Genomic DNA, 24,415 nt, shown 5'->3' with positions numbered 1-24,415 from the left:
GTGACTTTCGGTTAGCATGGTGGCCTGACTTCGCCGCGCCCCCAGCCTTGGCTTCGCTATGATCATCCGTTCCCTGCTCGACACCGACCTGTACAAGTTCACGATGATGCAGGTGGTGCTGCACCACTTTCCGCAGGCCGAGGTCGAATACCGCTTCAAGTGCCGCAACGCCGGGGTCGACCTGACGCCGTATGTCGACGACATCCGCGACCAGATCCGCCAGCTCTGCAAACTGCGTTTTACCGACGACGAGCTGCTCTACCTGCGCGGCATGCGCTTTATCAAGAGCGATTTCGTCGATTTCCTGGCGCTGTTCCATCTGAACGAGAAGTACGTGGTCGTGCAGCCGTCCGCCCAAGGCAACGGCGAGATCGATATCACGATCCGCGGGCCGTGGCTGCATACCATCCTGTTCGAGATTCCGCTGCTGGCCATCGTCAACGAGGTGTACTTCCGCCGGACGCAGCCGCAGGCCGATCTGGCCGAAGGACGCCGCCGGCTGGAGGCCAAGCTCGCCCTGCTGAAGTCGTCGAAATACGAGGACTGCGTGATCGCGGATTACGGCACCCGCCGGCGCTTCTCGCGCGACTGGCAGGAAGAGGTGCTGCTGTCGATGCGAGACATCCTGGGGCCGCAACTGGCCGGCACCAGCAACGTCCATTTTGCGCGGATGCACAACATGACGCCGCTGGGCACGATGGCGCATGAGTACCTGCAGGCCTGCCAGGCGCTGGGCCCGCGCCTGCGCGATTCGCAGGTCTACGCGCTGGAGAACTGGGCCCGCGAGTATCGCGGCGACCTGGGCATCGCACTGTCGGATACCTACGGATTCGACGCGTTCCTGCGCGACTTCGACCTGTATTTCTGCAAGCTGTTCGATGGCGTGCGGCACGACTCCGGCGACCCGTTCGAATGGGGTGAGCGCATGCTCGCGCACTACGCCGCCAACCGCGTGGACCCGCGCGGCAAGACGCTGATCTTCAGCGATGCGCTGAACATTCCGAAGGTCATCGAGCTATACGAGCGTTTCCATGGCCGCTGCAAGCTGGCGTTTGGCGTAGGCACGAACCTGACCAACGACCTGGGCTACACGCCGCTGCAGATCGTCATCAAGATGGTTCGCTGCAACGGCCAGCCCGTGGCCAAGCTGTCGGATACACCCGAGAAGACCATGTGCGACGATCCGGGCTACTTGTCTTACCTGCGGCAGGTGTTCGAAGTTCAGCCGGCCGCTTAGCCGGATTCATCCGCCGCCATAGCCGTTTTCTTATAATCGCCGAGCCCCGCAACCGATCAGGCCCATACCATGGAAACGAACGCCGCCCGTGACCGCATCTTCGCCCGCATTCGTGCCGCCCAGGGCAGGGGAGCGACGGTGACGCAGGGCGAGCGCGACGCCGTGGCCGATTACCTGGCGCGTCATCCACAGGGGCCCCAGCCCGAGGTGGCCGAAGACCGTGCCGCCGCCTTCAGCGTGCAGGCGCAGAAGATGGCGTCCACAGTGGACCGCGTGGCCACGTTGGCCGAGGTGCCCGGCGCCGTGCTGCACTATCTGGATGGTCTGAAGCTGACGCGGCGCGCCGTGGCCTGGAACAGCCTGGCCGACCTGCCGTGGGCGGCGCAGGGTCTTGAGGTCGAGTGCCGCCCGCCGGTCCGCGAGCCCCAGGCGGACCGCGAACATGGCGACCTCGTCGGCATTACCGGCTGCTTCGTGGCGATTGCCGAGACCGGCTCGCTGATGCTGCTGTCGGGGCCCGATACCTTCGCATCGGCCGCGCTGCTGCCGGAAACCCATATCGCCGTGGTGCCGGTCTCGCGCATCGTCGCCAATCTGGAAGAGGCGTTCGCGCGCATGCGCGCCGAACACGGCCAGCTGCCGCGCGCCACCAATATCATCAGCGGGCCTTCGCGCACGGGCGATATCGAGCAGACCATCGTGCTGGGTGCCCACGGCCCGTATCGGGTGCACGTGATCCTGGTCGATCGGCAATGACCGGCGCGCCCTGCGGCGCTGCATATCGAGGCACTTTCAGACCATTCTCAAAAGGGTTTGCTTTACACTGAGCCCTTCGCCGCGTGCTGCCGTCCCACCGCCCTGGTAACCAATCCGGACGCGTGCGCCTTGTCGTCTGTCTCACACGCAAAGCCGTGCCTCGCACCTGTCCCGGCGTGTGTTGCGATAAAGGAGATTGCTGTCTGATGCGTCGTGTCGCCACGCTGCTTGCTCAATATTTGCTTGCCACCTTGCTGCTGTCGCCAGCCCTGGCATTGGCCGCCGATGTCGATGGCGCCGCGCTGTCGCCCGTCTGGGGCGTGCCGTTCGCCGGTATCCTGCTGTCGATCGCGCTGTTTCCGCTGGTTGCGCCGAAATTCTGGCATCACCACTACGGCAAGATCGCCGCGGCCTGGGCAGTGCTGTTCCTCGTGCCGTTTGCCGCGCAGTTCGGCCTGCACGCGGCCGCGGCCAACGCCGTGCATGCGCTGCTGGCCGAGTACATTCCGTTCATCGTCCTGCTGACCGCGCTTTATGTGGTGGCGGGCGGTATCTGCGTGCGGGGCAACCTGCACGCCACCCCGCGGCTGAACACGGGCATCCTGGCGCTGGGTACGGTGCTGGCCAGCCTGATGGGTACCACGGGCGCCGCGATGCTGCTGATCCGCCCGCTGCTGCGCGCCAACGACAACCGGCGCCACGTGGCGCACGTGGTGGTGTTCTTCATCTTCCTGGTGGCCAATGCCGGCGGTGCGCTGACGCCGCTTGGCGATCCGCCGCTGTTCCTGGGCTTCCTCAAGGGCGTGGAGTTCTCCTGGACGCTGCGCAATATCCTGCCCGAGACGATCTTTATCTGGGTGGTGCTGCTGGCGCTCTTCTACGCCATCGACCGGTACTACTTTCTCAGGCGCGAAGAGGAACTGCCGCAGGCGCAGGACCCCACGCCGGACTCGGCCGGTATCCGGCTCGAAGGCAAGATCAATTTCCTGCTGCTGGCGGCGGTGGTGGGCCTGGTGCTGATGAGCGGGCTCTGGAAGCCGGGCATTGCATTCGACGTGATGGGCACGGAAGTACCGCTGCCCGCGCTGGTGCGCGACGGGCTGCTCGTGGGGGTGACGCTGGTGTCGCTGGTGGCGACGCCGCACGCCGCGCGCAGCGGCAACGAGTTCAACTGGGAACCGATGCTCGAAGTGGGCAAGCTGTTCGCCGGCATCTTCCTGACGATCATTCCGGTGATCGCCATGCTCAAGGCCGGCACCGATGGTGCCTTTTCCGGCGTGATCCGGGCGGTCAGCGACAGCAACGGGCAGCCGATCGACAGCATGTACTTCTGGGCCACCGGCATCCTGTCGTCGTTCCTGGACAACGCGCCGACCTACCTGGTGTTCTTCAATACCGCCGGCGGCGACGCGGCCACGCTCATGACGCGCGATGCCTCGACGCTGGCCGCCATCTCGGCGGGCGCCGTGTTCATGGGCGCCAATACCTATATCGGCAATGCGCCCAACCTGATGGTCAAGGCGATTGCCGAAAGCCGTGGCGTGCGCATGCCGAGCTTTTTCGGCTACATGGCGTGGTCCTGCGCCGTGCTGGTGCCGCTGTTCCTGGTGATGACGTTCCTCTTCTTCCACGTATGACTGCCATGAAGCCCCCTGTCCTTGTCACGCGCGCCATCTTCCCCGACGTGATCGAGCGTCTTTCGCAATATTTCGATGTCGATGCCAACCAGGAGGACGTGGTCCTCGATGCCGCGGCGTTGCGGGCGCGGCTGGCCGGCAAGGCCGGCGTGCTGGCCAATGCGGCGGACAGAATCGATGGCGACCTGGTTGCCGCGTTGCCGCAGCTGCGGGCGGTCTGCAACATGGCGGTGGGCTACAACAACCTCGACGTGCCGGCGCTGACCGCCGCGGGCATCGTGGCGACGAACACGCCCGATGTGCTGACCGAGACCACTGCCGATTTCGGCTGGGCGCTGCTGATGGCCACCGCGCGCCGCGTGACCGAGAGCGAGCACTACCTGCGCGCCGGCAAGTGGGAACGTTGGAGCTACGACATGCTGGTGGGCATGGACGTGTACGGCAGCACGCTGGGCATCCTGGGCATGGGCCGCATCGGCCAGGGCCTGGCGCGCCGTGCGGCGGGCTTTGGCATGCAGGTGCTGTATCACAACCGCAGCCAGTTGCCGGCTGATGTCGAGCAATCGCTCAACGCCCGCTATGTCAGCAAGGACGAACTGTTGAAGCAGTCGGACCACCTGATCCTGGTGCTGCCGTACAGTGCCGAGAGCCACCATGCAATCGGCACCGCGGAGCTGGCGCTGATGAAGCCCACGGCCACGCTGATCAATCTGGCGCGTGGCGGCATCGTCGATGACGGCGCGCTGGCCGCCGCGCTGCGCGATCGCAAGATCTTTGCCGCAGGACTCGATGTGTTCGAGGGCGAGCCGAGCGTGCATCCCGACCTGCTGACCGTGCCGAACGTCGTGCTGACGCCGCACATTGCGAGCGCGTCGGAGAAGACCCGCCGTGCCATGGCCAATCTGGCGGCTGACAACCTGATCGCCGCCCTGGACGCCGGCCCGCAGGCCGGCAAGCCACAGACCGTGATCAATCCCGAGGTCATGCCGCGCCGCCGTTGATCGGCGCGGATCGCCAGCTTTTCTATTTCCATGTCGCTCATCCCCTTGCTGACCCTGGCCGCCGCGTTGGCGGCCGTGATCCTGCTGATCGTGCTGTTGATGCGCCAGTCGCGCACCGGCACCGGCGAACTGTTGCCGATGCTGGGCGACCTGCGCGACGACGTGCGGGAGGACACCGCGCGCGGGCTGGAGCGCCTGGAGCGCGAACTGCGCACCGAACTGGCCGAAACGGCGCGCGGCAGCCGCAACGAGTCGGGGCAGCACATGCTGCGGTTCCAGCAACAGTTGTCGACCCAGTTGACCAGCATCGCCACGGTGCAGCAGCAGCAGCTTGCGCAGATGTCGGAGGCCAACGAGCGGCGGCTGGCTGACGTGCGGGCGACGCTGGAGCAGAAGCTGCGAGATATCGAGGCCAATAACGCCGCCAAACTGGAGGAAATGCGACGCACCGTGGACGAAAAGCTTCACGCCACGCTGGAGCAACGGCTGGGCGAATCGTTCAAGCTGGTGTCGGACCGGCTGGAGCAGGTGCATCGCGGGCTGGGCGAAATGCAGATGCTGGCGCAGGGGGTAGGGGATCTCAAGCGCGTGCTGACCAACGTCAAGTCGCGCGGCACCTGGGGTGAGGTGCAGTTGGCCATGCTGCTCGAGCAGATCCTGACGCCGGATCAGTACGGCAAGAACGTGGAGACCGTGCGCAATTCCGGGGCGCGAGTGGAATTTGCCATCCGCCTGCCTGGCCGCGAGGCGGGCGGCAGCCCGGTCTGGCTACCGATCGACGCCAAGTTCCCCAAGGAACAGTACGAGCGGCTGATCGACGCGCAGGAGCGCGGCGACGTGGACGGGGTGAACGCGTCCAGCCGCGAGCTGGAAGTGGCGGTGCGCCGCGAGGCGCAGACCATCGCCGAGAAATACCTGGCGCCGCCGGCCACCACCGACTTCGCCATCCTGTTCCTGCCGACCGAAGGCCTCTATGCGGAAGTCTTGCGGCGGCCGGGCCTGACCGACATGCTGCAGCGCGATTTCCGCGTCACCGTGGCTGGCCCTACCACGCTGACGGCGCTGCTCAACAGCCTGCAGATGGGATTCCGGACGCTGGCGCTGGAAAAGCGGTCGAGCGAAGTCTGGGAAGTGCTGGGTGCCGTGAAGACGGAATTCGGCAAATTTGGCGAAGTTCTGGCGAAAACGCGCGATACGCTGGTGCGTGCGGCACGCAATATCGAACAGGCGGAAGTCCGTACCCGGCAGATGGAGCGCAAGCTGCGCACCGTGGAGGCGCTGCCGGGCGAGATCGCGGAGCAGCTGCTGGGAACGTCAGGGATGATCGGTGCGGAGACGGCTGCCGATACCGCCCCGGCTGACGAGAGCGCGGGGCAGCCAGAGGACCGGCAGGCCTAGCGGCCGGAAGGGTCCGGCCCGGGCGAGGCGGTAAATTACTGGCGATCTTCCGGGCTCAGTTCACGGATGTGAACCTCGATGCCGCCGAAGCGCGCGGCCACCCAGTTGTAGGCGCGGCAGCCCAGCCAGAGCAGGCCGAAGCCGATCAGTGCGTTGAGGATCAGGGCGGTGAAGACGGCAATGCCGGGCAGATCGCCATAGCGCACGAAGGCGACGAACAGGCCCATGGCCACGATCGGTACCGAAAAGCACAGATAGACCAGCACAAGTGCCCGGGCAGTCTTGACGGGATGGAGGTACGCGATCTCCTGGTGCATGACGACAGACAAGATATTGGGGATTGGGATTTTCGTGCTGCAAGTGTAGCGATTGGGGCTTGCGACGCCTAGAGCGCCCGGCTGCCCGATGAGTCATTTCAGACGGCAACGGTGCTTTCCGGCAATGTATGCAGCACAAAAACGACACCGTCGGCAGTGACCGGCTTCACGCCTTGCAAGTGACGCATGAATCGGATGGATTCATGCCGCCGGGCGGTGTTCCGCTTGGCGGGACCGCGCCCGATGCGCAGCCCCGCAGCGGGGGGTGGGCGCCGTCAGACCAGGCCGTCGAACAGCATGACCTGCACGGTGTCGCCGGCCGCCACCGGGCCCTGGTCGTGATCGAGCACGACAAAGCAATTGGCTTCGCTCATCGATCGCAGCACGCCCGAGCCTTGCTGCCCGGTCAGCCGGACCTCCAGGTTGCCGTCGGCGCCCGGCGCCAGGATGCCGCGCTGGAATTCGGTGCGGCCCGGCTTCTTGCGAATCGGCGTGGCGGTGCGCACGCGGACGCGCGGTAGCGGCGCCACATTGGCACCCATCAGCCGATGCAGGGCGCCGCGCACGAAATGATAGAAGGTGACCATCACGGCCACGGGATTGCCGGGCAGGCCGAACAGCACGGCATCATGGCCGTTCGACGAAATACGCCCGAACGCCATTGGACGCCCCGGACGCATGGCGATCTTCCAGAACGTGACGTCGCCCAGTTTTTCCATGATCTGCTTCGTATAGTCGGCATCGCCGACCGATACGCCGCCTGACGTAATGATGGCGTCGGCATTCTCGCAGGCGCTGCGGAATGCCGCTTCCATGACGTCGGGGTCGTCGCGCACCACGCCCATGTCGATCAGTTCCACATTGAGCCGGCGCAGCATGCCGTGCAGCGTGTAGCGATTCGAGTCGTAGACGCAGCCCGGATCGAGTGTCTCGCCGATCGATCGCAGTTCATCGCCGGTCGAGAAAAACGCCACCCGCAGGCGCCGGCGAACCTTTATCTCGGCTACGCCCAGCGATGCCAGCATGCCCAGATCGGCCGGCGTCAGGACCCGCCCCGCGTGCAATGCGGCCTGGCCGCGCGCCAGGTCTTCACCGCACAGCCGCCGGTTGTCGCCCGCTCGCACGGCGTCGGGCGCAAAGCGCACCAGATTGCCACCGGCCTGGATCTCGACGAATTCCTGCGGAATCACGGTGTCGCAGCCGGCGGGCATGATGGCCCCGGTCATGATGCGAACCGCCTGGCCCGCCTGCGCCTCGCCGGCAAAGGCGTTGCCGGCATAAGCGGTGCCGATGACCTCCAGCGCGATACTGGCGTCGCCCTGGGTCAGCGCCCGGCTGGAGAACGCGTAGCCGTCCATGGCCGAATTGTCGTGCGCGGGGACGTCGATGGGCGAAATGACGTCAACGGCCAGCACGCGGTCCAGCGCGCTACGAATCGCAAGCTGCTCGATGCCACGGACCGATTCCACCACATCGGCAATGATGGCATTGGCCTGGTCCACCGGCAGGGCGGTGGGGTCGTAGTCGGACTGGCAGGAGATGACGGATTGCAGCGAAGGCATGGTCTGGGTCGTGACACGCGCACGCGTCGGCGATATGGGAATTTGGGTGAGAGTCTAGCCGGATCGGCCAGCAGCCTCGTGCTCGCGCAGTTCGTCCAGCGTATTGATGTTTGCAAAGGCCCGGGCGTCGCCAAACACGACCTGGGCCAGCCGCTGGCCCGTGACCCAGCTTTCGATCTTGCGATGGCCGGCATCCACGTAGGCCTGCAGCCCGGCGGCGGCGGTGACCGGCATCAGGCAGAACACCGGCTGCAAGCGGCGGCGGCCGTCGGCATCCACGGTGACGGGCACGGCGATGTCGGCGTCTTCGTCCTCGATACCCTGGGCCAGGCGCGCCACCAGGTCGGCAGGCAGGAAAGGGGTGTCGCAGGGGGCCGTGACCAGCCATGGCGTCCGGCACTGCGCCAGCCCGGCCAGCATGCCGGCCAGGGGGCCCGCGAAATCGGCGATGGTGTCGGCGATCACCGGTGCACCAAAGGTGGCGTAGCGTTCGGGGTTGCGATTGGCATTGATCAGCAGCGGTCCGGTCTGCGGGGCCAGGCGCCGCAGCGTGTGCTGCACCATCGGCGCTCCCTGGAATGGCTGCAGGCCCTTGTCGGTGCCGCCCATCCGGCTGCCGCGGCCGCCGGCCAGGATCAGGCCCGTGATGTCGTCGCGCGCAATCATCACCCGCCGATATACGACATTTCGATCTTGCTCTCGGCGCGTGCGGCGCGTACGGCGGGATCGCTGCGCTGCTCGGAATAGTTGTCGGTGCGGGCCTGCCATACCTGCGCGATGGCGTTGCCGATTTCCAGGTCGCTATGCCCGCCGCGCAGCAGCGCGCGCAGGTCGTAGCCTTCGGTGGCAAACAGGCACAGATAGAGCCGGCCTTCGGTAGACAGCCGGATCCGGCTGCAATCGCCGCAGAACGCGTGGGTCACGCTGGAAATCACCCCGATTTCACCGCCGCCGTCGCGGTAACGCCACCGCTCGGCGGTCTCGCCCGCGTAGTTGGCCTGCACGGCTTCCAGCGGGAACGCCGCGTCGATACGGCGCACGACATCGGCCGACGACAGCACTTCGTTCATCTGCCAGTGGTTGCTGGCGCCGACATCCATGAATTCGATAAAGCGGACGATGATGCCGCTGTTGCGGAAGTGACGTGCCATCGGCACGATTTCCTGATCGTTGGTGCCGCGCTTGACCACCATGTTGACCTTGATCGGGGCCAGCCCCACGGCCTGGGCGACCTCGATGCCATGCAGCACGTCGCGCACGGCGAAATCCACGTCGTTCATCTTGCGGAACGTGACATCGTCGATGGCATCCAGGCTGACCGTCACACGGGTCAGGCCGGCATCGCGCAGCGACTGCGCCTTGCGCGCCAGCAGCGACGCATTGGTGGTCAGCGTCAGGTCCAGCGGCTTGCCCGATGCCGTCTCGATGCGCGCCAGCATTTCCACGAGGCGCTCGATGTTCTTGCGCAGCAGCGGCTCGCCGCCGGTCAGCCGGATTTTTTCGACGCCCTGCGCCGCGAACAGGCGCGCGGCCCGCTCGATTTCCTCGAAGCTCAGCAGCTCGGAGTGGGGCAGGAAGGTGTAGTCCTTGTCGAACACTTCCTTCGGCATGCAGTAGACGCAGCGGAAGTTGCAGCGATCGGTGACGGAGATGCGCAGGTCATGCAGCGGCCGGCCCCGGGTGTCGGCCACGAGCCCGGTCGGCGCCAGCAGGCGCGACGGAATGCTCGGCACCATCGATCGGTATCGATGGTCGCGCAGGTCAAGAATCGGAATGACGGTATCGGTCATGGCAGAGTGGGGCCGCGGCTCGCCGGATGCGTGGGGCGCCCGGGTGGCCGTTCTGCCTGCCATTCTAGCCGAGGGCGGCTTCGCGTCGCGCGCAACACTGTCGTGACAACAGCACAGTTGATGGCGGGGCACAGCAGTACAGCTGGCGGCCTAGCGCCATGTCGCGTTGGCGGCACCGCCGCGCCAATGAAAAAGGGACGGCGGTTGCCGTCCCTTTCTCCAGCTCAGCTTGCAGCGGCGAGGTATCGCCTTATTGCTGCTGTTGTTGCTGGGCTTCGCGCTGTTGGCCGCCCGTTTCGACGAGGACCATCGGGCCTTCCGGCAGCGGCGGCAGCGGCTTGCGCTCGCGCGGGACGCGCGGGGCCGGCACGATGCGTGCGGCGGCTTCCTGCGCGGCGGCCAGCTTGGCGCTGTCGGTACGTACCCACTCCAGACCGGCGGTCGAGAGCATCGACTCCAGGGCCGGCGTGCTGGTGCTTGCCGGCGCCGGGGCGGCCACCACAGGGGCAGCGGCGGTCGGGGCAGGCGCTTCCACGGCGGGAACCGGTGCCGGAATCACTTCCGGGGTCACGGCGACCGGCTCAGGCGCCACCGGAGCGGTGGCGACCTGTGCCGGGGCATGCACGGCCGGGGCTTCGACAGCCGCGGTTTCGATGGCCTGATAAGCCGGGGCGGGCGTCACGACCGGCGCCGGTTGCGGTTCGGCCACGGCGGCGAAGACCGGCTCAGCTGCCGGGGCTGCCGGGACAACCGGAGCCACCGGAGCAGCCGGCTCGCGGACCGCTGCCACGGCTTCCACCGGAGCGACGGCCACGGGGGCCTGCACCACAGGTGCCGGGGCAGCCTGTTCGGCAGCCGGCTGGCCCTGGGCCGTCACCGACGCCGACTCTTCTTCCGATTCCGTCACGCCGGCGCTGACTTCGGCCAGGTTGCCTTCATTGACTTCCAGGCTGCCGTCATCGCGCTCGCGGCGGTAGCGGTTGCGGCCACGACGATTGCGGCGGCGGCGCTCTTCGCCTTCACCGGTTTCCGTTGCGGCGGCTTCGGCGCCCAGTGCGTCTTCCGGCACGTCCACGGTGGCGATGACAGCCGGTGCAGCCTGGGCCGCCTCGAATGCCGACTGCGGTGCCGTGCCTGCAACGTTCAGGGGTTCGTCGGTGTCGCGGGCCTCGGCGCGTTCGCGCTGGCGTTCGCGTTGACGCTCGCGGCGTTCCTGGTTGCGTTCGCGGCGCGCTTCGGTGCGCTCGCCCTGGGCGATGGCCGGCGTGGCGGGCTGCGCTTCGCGCGGTTGACGATCGCCACGGGGCTGGCGCTCGCCGCGCGGCTCACGCGGTTCGCGCTGTTCGCGCGCCTCGCCGCGTTGTGCCTCGGCGCGTTCGCCACGTTCGGTGCGCTCGCCACGTTCGCCACGTTCGGTGCGCTCGCCGCGCTGGCCGCGACCCTGACGGTCGCCGCGTTCACCACGTTCACCGCGCTGTTCGCCACGGCCCTGGCGGCCTTCGCCGCGCTCGCCGCGTTCACCACGCTGGCCGCGTTCGCCACGACCCTGGCGGCCTTCGCCGCGTGCCTGGGCTTCAGCGGCCGGCTTGACCGGCTCGGCCACGGGTGCCGGTGCCGGCTTCACGCCGAACAGACCCTTGAGCCAGGCGACGAAACCGCCGCTGGCCACCGGCTGGGTAGCCGGCACGGGACGTGCAGCCGCCGTGGCTTCGGGCTTCGGTGCGCGCTCGGGGCGCGGCACCGATACCGGGGCGGGCGCGTCGGGCGTAATGCCCTTGACGGCCGCTTCCTGGCGCGGACGCGCGTCTTCCTTCTTCCGGCTGCTGTAGCTCGTGTCGGCTTCCAGTTCCTTGGCGGCCGCCTCGGCCATGCGGTAGCTGGCGGTCGAGTCTTCCAGGCGCGGATCGTCGTGACGCAGGCGCTCGAGCTTGTAGTGCGGCGTTTCCAGATGCTTGTTCGGGATCAGCAGCACATTGACCTTGAAGCGCAGTTCGATCAGGTTGATGTCCTGTCGCTTCTCGTTGAGCAGGAAAGCGGCCACTTCCACCGGCACCTGGCAGTGGATGGCGGCCGTGTTTTCCTTCATCGCCTCTTCCTGGATGATGCGCAGCACCTGCAGGGCGGACGATTCGGTATCGCGGATATGACCTGTTCCATTGCAGCGCGGGCAGGTGATGTGCGAGCCTTCCGACAACGACGGACGCAGGCGCTGGCGCGACAGCTCCATCAGGCCGAAGCGGCTGATCTTGCCCATCTGCACGCGGGCCCGGTCGTGGCGCAGCGCGTCCTTCAGGCGCGTTTCCACGTCCTTCTGGGCCTTGCCGGACTCCATGTCGATGAAGTCGATGACGATCAGGCCGCCCAGGTCGCGCAGGCGCAGCTGGCGGGCGATTTCGTCGGCGGCTTCCAGGTTCGTGCGCAGCGCCGTTTCCTCGATGTCCGCACCCTTGGTGGCGCGGGCCGAGTTCACGTCAACCGACACGAGGGCTTCGGTATGGTCGATCACGATGGCACCGCCGGACGGCAGCATCACCATGCGCGAGTACGCCGATTCGATCTGGTGCTCGATCTGGAAACGCGAGAAGAGCGGCACGTCGTCGCGGTACTTCTTCACGCGGCTCATGTTGTCGGGCATGACCACGCTCATGAAGGCGCGGGCCTGCTCGTAGATCTCGTCGGTATCGATCAGGATCTCGCCGATATCGGGCTGGAAGTAATCGCGGATGGCGCGGATCACCAGGCTCGATTCCAGATAGATCAGCAGCGGGGCCTTGTTGTCGCCGGCGGCGCCGTCGATGGCCTTCCACAGTTGCAGCAGGTAGTTCAGGTCCCACTGCAGTTCCTCGGCGGCACGGCCGATGCCGGCGGTGCGGGCGATGATGCTCATGCCTTCCGGCACCTGCAGCTGCGCCATGGTCTCGCGCAGTTCCTGGCGGTCTTCGCCCTCGATGCGGCGCGACACGCCGCCGCCACGCGGGTTGTTCGGCATCAGAACCAGGTAGCGGCCGGCCAGCGAGATGAACGTGGTCAGGGCGGCGCCCTTGTTGCCACGTTCTTCCTTTTCGACCTGAACGATCAGTTCCTGGCCTTCGTGCAGGGCATCCTGGATGCGCGCATTGCGCACGTCCACGCCGTCCTTGAAGAAGGCCCGGGCCACTTCCTTGAACGGCAGGAAGCCGTGGCGCTCTTCGCCGTAATTGACGAAGCAGGCTTCCAGCGACGGTTCGATGCGGGTGATGACACCCTTGTAGATGTTGCCCTTGCGCTGTTCGCGCCCGGCGGTTTCGATGTCGATGTCGATCAGTTTCTGGCCATCGACGATCGCGACGCGCAATTCCTCCTGTTGCGTCGCGTTAAACAGCATGCGTTTCATCGCAATACCTCACTCCAGTGTCGCGGGAGCCCAATGGGTCATGAGTGGGTCATGCCCGCGACGGTCCAGGGAGCACGCGAGGAAAGAGAGCGAGGGCGGGAGAATTGCCGGAGTTGCCGACGCGTTCTGCTATGCGGCCGGCTGGGCGCGGGTGAAAGGAGAGGGTGTCGGCGTCCCGCCATCCGCAAAAAACTCGCGGGCGATCCGCTGCCGGGTCGGGAGAGGGCAAATGGGCCTGCTCCTGATGCAGCGATTGCTGGCGGATGCCGGCGGCCGGGGGCGAGGGCGGCTGTCGGCCGTGCCATCGGCACGGGCAATGCTGCCTATCGCAGCCGGGCCGGGATGGCCAGGACGCGTCAAAGAGCAAGTCATCCGGACGCAGCAGTTGCATGCCATTGCCAAACCGACCTGTCCGCTGGCGGGCGCGCCGCTGGTTCTTCGCGTTCTGCGCTCGGGCGCCGCTGCCGGATCGTCGAACTACGACGACCACCGGCAAGTCGCGGCGGGTACTGCAGGTCGGTTGGCAGGGTGTCACCTGCCGGGCCGGCACCGGTTCCCGGTGCGGGCGGTCTTCTCTCACCGATGCGGATGCCCTTGGCTGGCACCCGCATTGAATTCTTTTCTACCTGAACACTCTGTTTCCACGTGTCGGCCGGCTGGTTGCCGAAGCCGCCTCTGGGCGACTTCCTGCGCGCCGGCGCGGCGCGTGCGTGCTGCTGATTGCCACCATTTGCCTGTCTGGCGCCTTGCGGGGTACGCAACATGCGGGAGACGGGCCGGGCTGGCGGCAACCCGAAGTGTAAAATGCGAGATCTCGCGCGGATACTGGTGGGACTACCCAAGACAACTGCCTGGATGCCCTGCATATTCCGTTCCGGTTTGCCGCAAAAATGGCAGGCATTCCGGTTGGGGTTCGCGCCAAACATCGCTTACACAGGTCGCACATTCCCGGCATTTGGCCGGGTACGGCCGGGAAATTATATTGAAAATGAATGAGTTACGCCATCAAATTGAAACGGAGCCGCGCTCCCGCGCAAGCGGCCTCCAGGTGGCGTATGTCACGATCGACGAGAGCGCCGAAGGCCAGCGCATCGACAACTTCCTGCTGAAGGTTGCCAAGGGGGTGCCCAAGAGCCACATCTACCGGGTCTTGCGCTCGGGCGAGGTGCGCGTCAACAAGGGCCGGATCGATGCGACTTACCGGCTGAAGCTGGGCGATGTCGTCCGTATCCCGCCAATTCGCATCGCGGAAAAAGCCACCGAAGGCACTTTCGTGCCGGCCGGCGAGTTTCCGGTCCTGTTCGAGGACACTCACCTTCTGGTGATCGACAAGCCGGCCGGCGTGGCCGTCCACGGCGGGTCCGGCGTGGCGTTCGGCGTGATCGAGCAGTTGCGCCGCGCGCGCCCGGAGGCCAAATTTCTGGAACTGGTGCATCGGCTGGATCGAGAAACCTCCGGCATCCTGGTGCTGGCCAAGAAGCGGTCGGCCCTGGTGCACTTGCACGAGCAGATTCGCGGAAGCGACATGGACAAGCGTTACTTCGCCTGCGTGGCCGGGGAATTTCCCAATGCGCGCCAGCACGTGAAGCTGCCTCTATATAAGTACAGCACGCCCGATGGCGAGCGTCGCGTGCGGGTCCAGGCCGATGGCCTGGCGTCCCATACCGTCTTCAATCGCGTGAAGGCGTTCGAGGGCTACACGCTGCTGGAGGCAGAACTGAAGACTGGCCGCACGCACCAGATCCGCGTCCATCTGCAGTCCACGGGCTTTCCGATCGTCGGCGATGAAAAATACGGCGACTTTGCGCTCAACAAGGCACTCTCACGCAGTGGCGCGAAGCCCGGTCTGAAACGGATGTTCCTGCACGCCCACAAGCTGACGTTCGTCCACCCGAATACCGGTGAGCCCATCACCGTGTCCGCGCCGATGCCTCCCGAATGTGTCGATTTTTTGCAACAATTGACCCCGATCGGCGCACCGTCGTAATGCCTGGCGCACGCGCCACCCTCCATATCTGCAACACTTTCCGCATCGACCAAGGACCGCAATGGCCAGGCAGCGATTTGACCTGATCGTTTTCGACTGGGATGGAACCCTGATGGATTCCACCCCGACCATCGCCAAGTGCATTCAGCTGGCCAGCCGCGACCTGGGCTTGCCAGTGCCCGACGACAGCGCGGCCAGCCATGTGATCGGGCTGGGCCTCAAGGACGCGCTGTCCTACGCCGTGCCGACGCTCGATCCGGCCGACTACCCTCGGCTGGCCGAGCGATATCGCTATCACTTCCTCACCCGCGACGCCGATCTGGTGCTGTTCCCGGGCGTGCGCGAGATGCTGGAGGCGCTGCACGCCGAACACTATTTCCTGGGCGTAGCCACCGGCAAGACGCGCGTGGGCCTGGAACGTGCGCTGGCCAGCACTGGCCTGGGCACGCTGTTCGATGCCACCCGATGCGCGGACGAGACCTTCTCCAAGCCGCACCCGGCCATGCTGCATGAACTCACACGCGAACTGGGCCAGGACATCGGGCGTACGGTCATGATCGGCGATACCACGCACGATCTGCAGATGGCCATCAACGCCGGGGCGCAGGGGCTAGGTGTGTGCTATGGTGCACATCCGGCCGATTCGCTCCGTGCGATGTTGCCGGTCCATTGCGCCACGTCGATTGCCGATCTGCAGCAGTGGCTGCTCGCCCATGCCTGATGACAGCCTGACGCCACGCCGTCTGTGCTCGGCGGCCGAGCTGACCGATGGCGGGGCCGGGGTGCGCTTCACCGTTCGCGTGGCGTCGCGTGAGATCGGCGCGTTCGCTATCCGCTACGACGGCGTGGCCTACGGCTACCTGAACCAGTGCGCCCATGTGCCCATGGAGCTCGACTGGCAGGAAGGCCAGTTTTTCGATAGTGCAGGCCTATACTTGATGTGTGCGACACATGGCGCGACTTACGCGCCAGACACCGGCCTGTGCGTGGGCGGCCCTTGCCGGGGCGCCGCGCTGGCCAAGCTCCGCATCGAGGAACGTGACGGCGCTGTCTTCTGGCAGCCCGAAGCCCCTTTTTTTGCGCCCGACGCCAGCTGAGCGGAGCCGGGTCTTCGTTTGACGCCTGAGTCCATCTGCATGACAGAACAGCAAAAACCGCCATCATCCGAACAACCGGGTCAACCTGAGCAGCGTCCTGACGAGCACGCGCCCGCCAGTGAAACGCTGGAAACGGCGCAGCATGCGGACTATCCGCTGGAACGCGACCTGAAGGCCGGCGACGATGCCGCGCGGCGCGAGGCCGACGAACGCCGCGCGCGCATGGCCGGCAAGGCGACCGCGCCAGTCGGCGGCGCCAGCGGCGGCTGGGAACGCGACGTGCTGGAAAAGGTGCTGATGGCCAGCCTCCGCGAGCAACGCGCGGCGCGCCGCTGGAAGATATTCTTCCGGCTGGTGGGCCTGGGCATCCTGGTGCTGATCCTGTTCGCCGTGATCGATTTCAAGGGCGAGAGCCTGACCAGCACCAGCGGTCGGCATACAGCCATGGTCACGCTGGAGGGCGAGATCGCCGCCGGTACGCCGGCCAGCGCCGAATCGATCAATGCATCGCTGCAGGCCGCGTTTGCCGACACCACGGCCGCGGGCGTGATCCTGAAGATCAACTCGCCCGGCGGTTCGCCGGTGCAGGCCGGCATCATCAACGACGAGATCCATCGGCTGCGCAAGATCTATCCGGACAAGCCGTTCTACGTGGTGGTGGAGGAAATCTGCGCGTCGGGCGGCTACTACGTGGCGGCGGCGGCAGACAAGATCTACGTCGACAAGGCCAGTATCGTCGGCTCGATCGGCGTGCTGATGGACGGTTTCGGCTTCACGGGCCTGATGGACAAGCTGGGCGTCCAGCGCCGGCTGTACACGTCGGGCGCCAACAAGGGCATGCTCGATCCGTTCTCGCCCGAGGTGCCGCGCCAGAAGGCGTTCGCCGAGTCCATGCTCAAGCAGATCCACCAGCAGTTCATCGACGTGGTCAAGCAAGGCCGGGGCGACCGGCTCAAGAGCGATCCCGACCTGTTCTCGGGCCTGTTCTGGTCGGGCGAGCGCGCGGTGGAACTGGGCCTGGCCGATGGCCTGGGCAGTGCCGACTACGTGGCGCGCGACCTGTTCAAGGCCGAGGACATCGTCGACTACACGGTCAAGGAGAATATCGCCGAGCGCGTGGCCAAGCGGTTTGGCGCGGCCGTGGGTTCCGCGGCGATGAAGATGATGCTGATGAACGCGTCGGCGCCGGCCGTGCGCTGACAGGCTGGGGACTGGCGTGTTTCCGTCCTCTCCCGGCTGGGAGGGGACGGGCAGGCGCCTGCTGCCCCTACCGCGCCTGCTAGTTAACGAAGTACCTGTTAGTGGCAGGTGCCAGCTACTGCGCCAGCAGCGAAAAAATCGCCGGACGCTTGTGGAGTTCCAGGCGATCCGGCCGCCAGGCGGAAATCGGCAGCGTGACGATGGTTTCCGTGGGCAGCGTCAGGTCCACGGCGATCGACAGCAGCGTGGTGCCCGAGCAATGCTGGCGCAGCGCGTCGAGCAGCGCGCCGTTGCGGTACGGCGTCTCGATCCAGACCTGGGTTTGCTGTGCCTTGCGCGACCGCTGTTCCAGGTCGCGCAGTTTCTTTGCGCGCTCGTCGGCGTCCACGGGCAGATAGCCGTTGAACGCGAAGCTCTGGCCGTTCAGGCCTGAGCCCATCACTGCCAGCAGGATCGAACTGGGGCCGACCAGCGGGCGCACCGTGATGCCGCGCGTGTGGGCCAGCCGCACCAGATCGGCGCCCGGATCGGCCACGGCGGGCACGCCCGCTTCGGACAGCAGGCCGCCGTCGCGCCCGCCCGCGATGGGGTCGAGCAAGGCATCGAGCGCACTGGCCTTGGTATTGACGTTCAGTTCGCGGATCTCGATCTGCTGGATGGCGTGCGCCAGCGGTGCGGTCTCCGCCAGCTTCTTCAGAAAGGCGCGTGCCGTCTTGGCGTTCTCGGCTACCAGGTAATCAAGGCGCGCCGCGATCTGCTGCACGCCGGCGGGAATCACATCCATCACCGGATCGGATTCGTCGCGCTTGCCGAGCGTGTTGGGGATCAGGAATAACGTGCCGGCCATGGTTCAGGCTCCAAAAAACGGGTAGCCGGCCTGGCGCAGCATGCCGGTCAATGCCACCAGCGGCAGGCCGATCAGCGCGGTCGGGTCGTCCGATTCCACGCGTGACAGCAGGGCGATGCCCAGGCCTTCCGCCTTGGCGCTGCCGGCGCAGTCGTAGGGCGTTTCGGCGCGCAGATACGCATCCAGTTCCGCATCGCTCACATTGCGGAACGTGACCAGCGTCTGCACGTCGGCCAGTTGCGCCACGCCGGTACGGCTGTCGAGCAGGCACAGGGCCGAATGGAAAGTGACGGTCCGGCCACGCATCAGCTGCAACTGGGCCAGCGCCTTGTCGTGCGTACCGGGTTTGCCGATCTGCAGGTCGTCGAGCGTGCAGACCTGGTCGGAGCCGATCACCAGCGCGCCGGGGTGGCGTGCCGCAATCGCTTCGGCCTTCAGGCGGGCCAGGCGCAGTGCAGTGGCGTCGGGGCGCTCGCCGGGCAGGGGCGTTTCATCGATATCGGGGGTGGCCACCTCGAACGGAATCCGCAGGCGCGCCAGCAGTTCGCGGCGGTACGGAGAGCTCGACCCGAGGATCAGCGCAGGACGGGAGTCGGAAGACATATAGGAATGGCGCCAGAAAACGGTGAGGAACGGTTTTCGGCTTGTATACTTTGACCGTTCCGGGAAATACCACGTATAATCGCGCGTTTAGCTGCACAGGCACATGCGTTGCCTGCAACGTGTGGCAAACAAGGCATTTATTGCGATTCAGCCTGTATGAGTCAGCCGACCCAGCCAGCGGCGTCCGCCGTGGCCTTCGATCTGCGTGAAACCGATCTCTTCGTCTTCTGCCGCAAAGGCGGCAATGTGGCGGGAGAGGTGCCGGTGCGCGATTTGCCGCGCATCTTAGCCGAGACGGCTGCCGATGCGCCAGCGTCCGCCGCGGACGAAGTGTTCGCGTACGCCTTGAGCGGCTTTGTGCGCGAAGAGGCGGCGGAACCCGGTGCAGCGGTGTCGCAGCGCCTGTTTGTCGACGTGACGGTCAATGGTCGTGTCTGGCTGAACTGCCAGCGTTGCCTGGGGGTCTACCCCGAGCCGATCGCAACGAAGATGCGTTTCGAAGTGGTGGCCAGCGAAGCGGCTGCCGACGAGGCGTCGATGGATGACGACGAGATCGACGTGATCGTCGGCTCGAAGAAGTTTTCGGCGCTGGAACTGATTGAAGATGAAGTGCTGCTGGCATTGCCTTCGGCACCCAAGCATGAAGTCTGTCCGACGGTACACGAGTCACTCGTGACCGGCGCAGACGGCGAGGTGGAGCCCGAGGCGCCACCCGCGGAAGAAAAGCGGCCATCGCCCTTTGCGGCGCTGGCCGGCCTGAAGACCAAGCACTGACGCCGCGCGGAGCGCGGCCTGGCAGGTCTTCACGGTAGCAGGTCAAGCATCCGGCCGGGCCCCGGCTACGCCTTGCGCAGGATGCGTGTGTTAATATCGCAAAATTCTCGAAGGAGTCATCATGGCTGTTCAACAGAACAAGAAGTCGCCGTCCAAGCGCGGCATGCACCGTTCGCACGACCATCTGTCGGTCGCCCCCCTGGCCGTTGAGCCGACCACGGGCGAAACCCACCTGCGCCACCACGTCAGCCCGAACGGCTACTACCGTGGTCGCAAGGTCATCAAGACCAAGAACGACTGACCAGGTCGTCTGGCGTGACCCTGTGTCTCGCTCGCGCACGTTGTCAGGTGTAAAACAGGAAAGCGGCAAGCTCGTTGCCGCTTTTTTGTTGGGCGCTCGGCGCCCGCACGGCAGCGTATCCGCGCGTCCGGCTGGTTGCGTCCCCGCGAACCGATGCGGCGGGTGCCGGCGCGCTTTCCGTATCAGGAAACAATGACGATCAAGCTCGCTATCGACTGCATGGGCGGCGATCACGGAGTCTCCGTGACGGTGCCGGCAGCGATCAGTTTTCTTTCCCGTCACGACGACGCCGAGATGATCCTCGTCGGCCTGCCCGACGCCATCGGCGCGCAGCTGAAAAAGCTGCATGCAAGCGATCATCCGCGCGTGACCATCGTGCCCGCGACCGAAGTCATCACCATGGATGACCCGGTGGAAGTGGCGCTGCGCAAGAAGAAAGACTCTTCGATGCGTGTTGCCGTGACGCAAGTCAAGGAAGGCAAGGCTGGCGCCTGTATTTCCGCTGGCAATACCGGCGCGTTGATGGCGGTTTCACGCTATGTGCTGAAGACGCTCGAAGGCATCGAGCGGCCGGCCATCGCCACCACGATTCCCAACGAACAGGGCTGGGGCACCACGGTGCTCGACCTCGGTGCCAACGCGGACTGCGAGCCGGAGCACCTGCTGCAGTTCGCGCGCATGGCCGAGGCCATGGTGGCGGTGGTGGATCACAAGGACCACCCGACGGTGGGCCTGCTCAATATCGGCGAGGAAGTGATCAAGGGCAACGAGGTGGTCAAGGCCGCCGGCGAGCTGCTGCGCGCTTCCGAGCTCAACTTCTACGGCAACGTGGAAGGCAACGACATCTTCAAGGGCACGACCGACATCGTCGTTTGCGACGGCTTCGTCGGCAACGTGGCGCTCAAGAGCACCGAAGGCCTGGCCAAGATGATCGGCAGCATGATCAAGGAAGAGTTCACGCGCTCGTGGTTCACCAAGCTGCTGGCCGCCGTGGCGATGCCGGTGCTGTCGCGCCTGGCGCGCCGGCTCGACCCCGCCCGCTACAACGGCGCTTCGTTGCTGGGGCTGCGCGGGCTGGTGATCAAGAGCCATGGTTCGGCCGATGCCCATTCTTTTGAGTGGGCGATCAAACGCGGGTATGATGCGGCCAGAAATGGCGTCATCGAGCGCATTGCCAAGGCCTTTGCCAACAAGTCCGGTGCCGCTGGCGCCGCGACCGGCGGCCCGGAGACAGACTCGCCGGACCCACATTCCGATACCCGTGCCGCCTGAGGCCGCGCGCCCGTCACGGGCGGGTAGCCCGACGCTCCGCCCGATGGCCTGGCCTGGGCGGGCCGGTGAGCACCACGATCCGACATACTCATGACCAAGTACGCAAAAATCATCGGCACGGGGAGCTATCTGCCCCCGCGGCGCGTCACGAATCACGACCTCGCCGTGCAGCTTGCTGAAAAGGGTATCGAGACCAGCGACGAGTGGATCGTCTCGCGCAGCGGCATTTCGGCGCGCCACTGGGCCGAGCCCGACGTCACGGCGAGCGACCTGGCCGTCAAGGCTGCCGAGCAGGCGATTGCCGCCGCCGGTATCGACCGCCAGGACATCGACCTGATCATCGTCGCCACGTCGACCCCCGATTTCGTGTTCCCGAGCACCGCCTGCCTGGTGCAGCAGAAGCTCGGCATCACCAATCACTGCGCGGCGTTCGATCTGCAGGCCGTGTGCTCGGGCTTTGTCTATGCGATGTCGACGGCTGACAAGTTCATCCGCAGCGGCTCGCACAAGAACGTGCTCGTGATCGGTTCCGAAGTGTTCTCGCGCATCCTTGACTTCAATGACCGCACCACCTGCGTGCTGTTCGGCGATGGCGCGGGCGCCGTGGTGCTGAGCGCCTCGGACGAGCCGGGCATCCTGTCGTCGGCCATGCATTCGGACGGCAACCACGTGGACATCCTGTGCGTGCCGGGCAATGTGTCGGGCGGTGCCATCACCGGCAATGCCTTCCTGCACATGGACGGCCAGGCCGTGTTCAAGCTGGCCGTGACCGTGCTGGACAAGGTGGCGCGCGAGGCCATCGCCGCGGCTGAAATGCAGGCCGACGAGATCGACTGGCTGATACCGCACCAGGCCAATATCCGCATCATGCAAGGCACGGCCAAGAAGCTGGGCCTGCCGGCCGAGCGCATGGTGGCCACGGTGCACGAGCACGGCAACACGTCGGCCGCATCGATTCCGCTGGCGCTGGACGTCGCCGTGCGCGACGGCCGCATCAAGCCCGGACAGACCGTGCTGATGGAAGGCGTGGGCGGCGGCTTCACCTGGGGTGCGGTGCTGCTGCGCATGTAACATGCGGCCGGTGCGGCGCGCCGCACCGATCGAAACGTTGAAACGTTGTATAGCTAGACTGGATTTCCGATGAAATTCGCATTCGTTTTTCCCGGACAGGGTTCGCAGTCGGTTGGCATGCTGAACGCGTTTGCCGACAACCCCGTGGTGCGTGCCACGCTCGAGGAAGCCTCGACCGCGCTGGGCCAGGACATCGGCAAGCTGATTGCCGAAGGCCCCGCGGAAGACCTGAACCTGACGACCAACACGCAGCCCGTGATGCTGACGGCGGCGGTGGCCGTGTACCGCGCCTGGCTCGATGCCGGCGGTCCGGCGCCTGCCCTGGTGGCAGGCCACAGCCTTGGCGAATATTCGGCGCTGGTGGCCGCGGGGGTGATCCCGTTCGCGGACGCCGTGCCGCTGGTGCGTTTCCGCGCCCAGGCCATGCAGGAAGCCGTGCCGGTGGGCGAGGGCGGCATGGCCGCCATCCTCGGCCTGTCCGATGACGACGTGCGCGCGGCGTGCGCCGAAGCTGCAGCGGCGGGTGCCGGTGTGGTTGAGGCCGTGAACTTCAACGCCCCGGCACAGGTCGTGATCGCGGGCAACAAGGGCGCAGTGGAAAAGGCCTGCGAAATCGCCAAGGCCAAGGGTGCCAAGCGCGCGCTGCCGCTGCCGGTTTCGGCGCCGTTCCACTCGTCGCTGCTCAAGCCTGCGTCGGACCGCCTGCGCGAGCGCATGGCCGGGCTGGCGTTTTCGGCGCCCGCGATTCCGCTGGTGAACAACGTCGACGTGGCCATCGTCAACGATCCGGCGCAGATCAAGGACGCGCTGGTGCGCCAGGCCGCGGCGCCGGTGCGCTGGGTCGAGTGCGTGCAGAAGATGGCTGCCGAAGGCGTGACCCATGTGATCGAATGCGGTCCGGGCAAAGTTCTGGCCGGCATGACCAAACGCATCGACGGCAACCTCGTCGGTGGTGCAATCTTTGATCCGGCGTCGCTGCAGGACACGCTGGCGCTGTTGAAATAAGAGCAAGGAACGAACGCAACATGAGCAAGACTCTGGAAAATCAGGTCGCGCTGGTAACCGGTGCCTCGCGCGGCATCGGCCGGGCCATCGCGCTGGAACTCGCACGCCAGGGCGCCACCGTGATCGGTACGGCCACGAGCGAATCGGGCGCGGCCGGCATCGGCGAATACCTGTCGGCCGAAGGGCTGAAGGGCAATGGCGTGGTGCTGAACGTGAACGACGCCGCGCGCTGCGACGCCGTGATCGACGAGATCGTGAAGACCCACGGCGGCCTGGCAGTGCTGGTGAACAACGCCGGCATCACGCAGGACCAACTGGCCATGCGCATGAAGGACGACGACTGGACGGCCGTCATCGACACGAACCTGACGGCGGTGTTCCGCCTGGCGCGTGCCGTGCTGCGCCCGATGATGAAGGCCCGTGGCGGCCGTATCATCAACATCACGTCGGTGGTGGGCTCGACGGGCAACCCGGGCCAGATGAACTACGCGGCGGCCAAGGCCGGCGTGGAAGGCATGACCCGCGCGCTGGCCGCCGAGATCGGCAGCCGCAACGTCACGGTGAACTGCGTCGCGCCGGGTTTCATCGATACGGACATGACGAAGGTGTTGTCGGAAGAGCAGCATGCTGCCCTCAAGACGCGCATTCCGCTGGGCCGTCTGGGCCAGCCGGAAGACATCGCCAATGCGGTGGCATTCCTGGCGGGTCCGCAGGCCGCCTACATCACGGGCACTACGCTGCACGTGAACGGTGGCATGTACATGAACTAAGGATTTGGACCGGCTTCGGTTTCGAGGGAGAAGCCGAAAGAAGCCGGTTGAAGCAGTAGTTTTTCAAACCAATCGGGCGCGAATCTTGCAAAGCTTGGCAGGCGGATTTTTTGTGGTCCAAACCTGCTAAAATGCGCCCACTTTTTGTCGAACATTCCCTGGAGGGTTACATGGACAATATCGAACAACGCGTCAAGAAAATCGTGGCTGAACAGCTTGGCGTGGCCGAGGCAGACATCAAGAACGAATCGTCGTTCGTGAATGATCTCGGTGCGGACTCGCTGGACACGGTGGAACTCGTGATGGCGTTGGAAGATGAATTCGGCATGGAAATTCCGGATGAGGAAGCCGAAAAGATCACGACCGTGCAACAAGCCATCGACTACGCCACCGCGCACGTCAAGGCCTAAGCCGTCG

General features: G+C 65.8%; 23 protein-coding genes. 16 read left to right on the top strand and 7 right to left on the bottom strand.

Annotated elements, in window-relative coordinates:
• Positions 1–58 precede the first annotated feature (58 nt).
• From pncB to AC3FJ6_RS01895, 5 genes are all read left to right on the top strand, one after another.
• The gene (pncB, locus tag AC3FJ6_RS01915) at positions 59–1,237 is read left to right on the top strand and encodes a nicotinate phosphoribosyltransferase (RefSeq protein ID WP_153945436.1); all 1,179 of its coding nucleotides are present in this window, start codon (positions 59–61) and stop codon (positions 1,235–1,237) included.
• Positions 1,238–1,306: 69 nt separating this feature from the next.
• Positions 1,307–1,993, top strand: coding sequence for a LutC/YkgG family protein (locus AC3FJ6_RS01910; RefSeq protein ID WP_488770479.1), 687 nt, complete (start codon positions 1,307–1,309; stop codon positions 1,991–1,993).
• Between the two features lie 206 nt (positions 1,994–2,199).
• The gene (locus AC3FJ6_RS01905) at positions 2,200–3,630 is read left to right on the top strand and encodes a sodium:proton antiporter (RefSeq protein WP_488770478.1); all 1,431 of its coding nucleotides are present in this window, start codon (positions 2,200–2,202) and stop codon (positions 3,628–3,630) included.
• Between the two features lie 5 nt (positions 3,631–3,635).
• On the top strand, positions 3,636–4,631 hold the full coding sequence (locus AC3FJ6_RS01900) for a 2-hydroxyacid dehydrogenase (protein ID WP_488770477.1): 996 nt from the start codon (positions 3,636–3,638) through the stop codon (positions 4,629–4,631).
• A 30-nt stretch (positions 4,632–4,661) separates the two neighbouring features.
• Entirely contained in the window at positions 4,662–6,029 is a 1,368-nt protein-coding gene (locus tag AC3FJ6_RS01895) for a DNA recombination protein RmuC (RefSeq protein ID WP_488770476.1), read from the top strand.
• Between the two features lie 35 nt (positions 6,030–6,064).
• Here the strand turns inward: AC3FJ6_RS01895 and AC3FJ6_RS01890 are convergent, their stop codons facing one another.
• The 5 genes from AC3FJ6_RS01890 to AC3FJ6_RS01870 form a co-directional block, all read right to left on the bottom strand.
• Positions 6,065–6,346 (bottom strand): hypothetical protein, encoded by a 282-nt coding sequence (locus AC3FJ6_RS01890; RefSeq protein WP_092594280.1) that lies wholly within the window; start codon positions 6,344–6,346, stop codon positions 6,065–6,067.
• A 275-nt stretch (positions 6,347–6,621) separates the two neighbouring features.
• Positions 6,622–7,908 carry a molybdopterin molybdotransferase MoeA gene (gene moeA, locus AC3FJ6_RS01885; protein WP_488770475.1) on the bottom strand — a complete coding sequence of 429 codons (1,287 nt, stop codon included), beginning with the start codon at positions 7,906–7,908 and terminating at the stop codon, positions 6,622–6,624.
• 54 nt (positions 7,909–7,962) lie between these two features.
• Complete coding sequence (gene mobA / locus AC3FJ6_RS01880; protein ID WP_153945430.1) at positions 7,963–8,574, bottom strand: molybdenum cofactor guanylyltransferase MobA; 612 nt, start codon at positions 8,572–8,574, stop codon at positions 7,963–7,965.
• Positions 8,574–9,698 (bottom strand): GTP 3',8-cyclase MoaA, encoded by a 1,125-nt coding sequence (gene moaA, locus AC3FJ6_RS01875; protein WP_488770474.1) that lies wholly within the window; start codon positions 9,696–9,698, stop codon positions 8,574–8,576. The genes mobA and moaA overlap by 1 nt, the downstream gene beginning before the upstream one ends.
• 250 nt (positions 9,699–9,948) lie before the next feature.
• Positions 9,949–13,071: an Rne/Rng family ribonuclease gene (locus tag AC3FJ6_RS01870; protein ID WP_488770473.1), complete on the bottom strand. Its 3,123-nt coding sequence runs from the start codon at positions 13,069–13,071 to the stop codon at positions 9,949–9,951.
• 988 nt (positions 13,072–14,059) lie between these two features.
• Between AC3FJ6_RS01870 and AC3FJ6_RS01865 the strand changes: the two genes are divergently transcribed.
• From AC3FJ6_RS01865 to AC3FJ6_RS01850, 4 genes are all read left to right on the top strand, one after another.
• Positions 14,060–15,058, top strand: coding sequence for an RluA family pseudouridine synthase (locus AC3FJ6_RS01865; protein ID WP_488770777.1), 999 nt, complete (start codon positions 14,060–14,062; stop codon positions 15,056–15,058).
• A 61-nt stretch (positions 15,059–15,119) separates the two neighbouring features.
• Positions 15,120–15,779: an HAD-IA family hydrolase gene (locus tag AC3FJ6_RS01860; protein ID WP_488770472.1), complete on the top strand. Its 660-nt coding sequence runs from the start codon at positions 15,120–15,122 to the stop codon at positions 15,777–15,779.
• Complete coding sequence (locus AC3FJ6_RS01855) at positions 15,772–16,155, top strand: Rieske (2Fe-2S) protein (RefSeq protein WP_488770471.1); 384 nt, start codon at positions 15,772–15,774, stop codon at positions 16,153–16,155. The genes AC3FJ6_RS01860 and AC3FJ6_RS01855 overlap by 8 nt, the downstream gene beginning before the upstream one ends.
• Positions 16,156–16,194: 39 nt before the next feature.
• The gene (locus tag AC3FJ6_RS01850; protein ID WP_488770470.1) at positions 16,195–17,355 is read left to right on the top strand and encodes a S49 family peptidase; all 1,161 of its coding nucleotides are present in this window, start codon (positions 16,195–16,197) and stop codon (positions 17,353–17,355) included.
• A gap of 115 nt (positions 17,356–17,470) precedes the next feature.
• On the opposite strand, the gene AC3FJ6_RS01845 is transcribed toward AC3FJ6_RS01850, so the two are convergent.
• Entirely contained in the window at positions 17,471–18,202 is a 732-nt protein-coding gene (locus AC3FJ6_RS01845) for an SAM-dependent methyltransferase (protein WP_487523621.1), read from the bottom strand.
• Between the two features lie 3 nt (positions 18,203–18,205).
• Positions 18,206–18,805, bottom strand: coding sequence for a Maf-like protein (locus tag AC3FJ6_RS01840; RefSeq protein ID WP_488770469.1), 600 nt, complete (start codon positions 18,803–18,805; stop codon positions 18,206–18,208).
• 156 nt (positions 18,806–18,961) lie between these two features.
• Here AC3FJ6_RS01840 and AC3FJ6_RS01835 point away from each other — a divergent pair, with 156 nt between their 5' ends.
• The 7 genes from AC3FJ6_RS01835 to acpP all read left to right on the top strand — a co-directional run bounded on the left by AC3FJ6_RS01835 (position 18,962) and on the right by acpP (position 24,408).
• Complete coding sequence (locus tag AC3FJ6_RS01835) at positions 18,962–19,579, top strand: DUF177 domain-containing protein (protein WP_488770468.1); 618 nt, start codon at positions 18,962–18,964, stop codon at positions 19,577–19,579.
• A gap of 121 nt (positions 19,580–19,700) precedes the next feature.
• Complete coding sequence (gene rpmF / locus AC3FJ6_RS01830; RefSeq protein WP_008644820.1) at positions 19,701–19,880, top strand: 50S ribosomal protein L32; 180 nt, start codon at positions 19,701–19,703, stop codon at positions 19,878–19,880.
• A gap of 192 nt (positions 19,881–20,072) precedes the next feature.
• Positions 20,073–21,152, top strand: coding sequence for a phosphate acyltransferase PlsX (gene plsX / locus AC3FJ6_RS01825; protein ID WP_153945421.1), 1,080 nt, complete (start codon positions 20,073–20,075; stop codon positions 21,150–21,152).
• A 90-nt stretch (positions 21,153–21,242) separates the two neighbouring features.
• Positions 21,243–22,223: a beta-ketoacyl-ACP synthase III gene (locus AC3FJ6_RS01820; RefSeq protein ID WP_488770467.1), complete on the top strand. Its 981-nt coding sequence runs from the start codon at positions 21,243–21,245 to the stop codon at positions 22,221–22,223.
• 69 nt (positions 22,224–22,292) lie between these two features.
• On the top strand, positions 22,293–23,228 hold the full coding sequence (fabD, locus tag AC3FJ6_RS01815) for an ACP S-malonyltransferase (protein WP_488770466.1): 936 nt from the start codon (positions 22,293–22,295) through the stop codon (positions 23,226–23,228).
• A gap of 20 nt (positions 23,229–23,248) precedes the next feature.
• Positions 23,249–23,998 (top strand): 3-oxoacyl-ACP reductase FabG, encoded by a 750-nt coding sequence (gene fabG / locus AC3FJ6_RS01810; protein ID WP_488770465.1) that lies wholly within the window; start codon positions 23,249–23,251, stop codon positions 23,996–23,998.
• A gap of 170 nt (positions 23,999–24,168) precedes the next feature.
• Positions 24,169–24,408, top strand: coding sequence for an acyl carrier protein (gene acpP, locus AC3FJ6_RS01805; protein WP_008644813.1), 240 nt, complete (start codon positions 24,169–24,171; stop codon positions 24,406–24,408).
• Positions 24,409–24,415 lie beyond the last annotated feature (7 nt).

It is taken from the genome of Cupriavidus sp. 94F1, assembly GCF_057798875.1.
The sequence above is the reverse complement of the archived record's forward strand: the minus strand, read 5'-3'. Positions and strand labels throughout refer to the sequence as shown.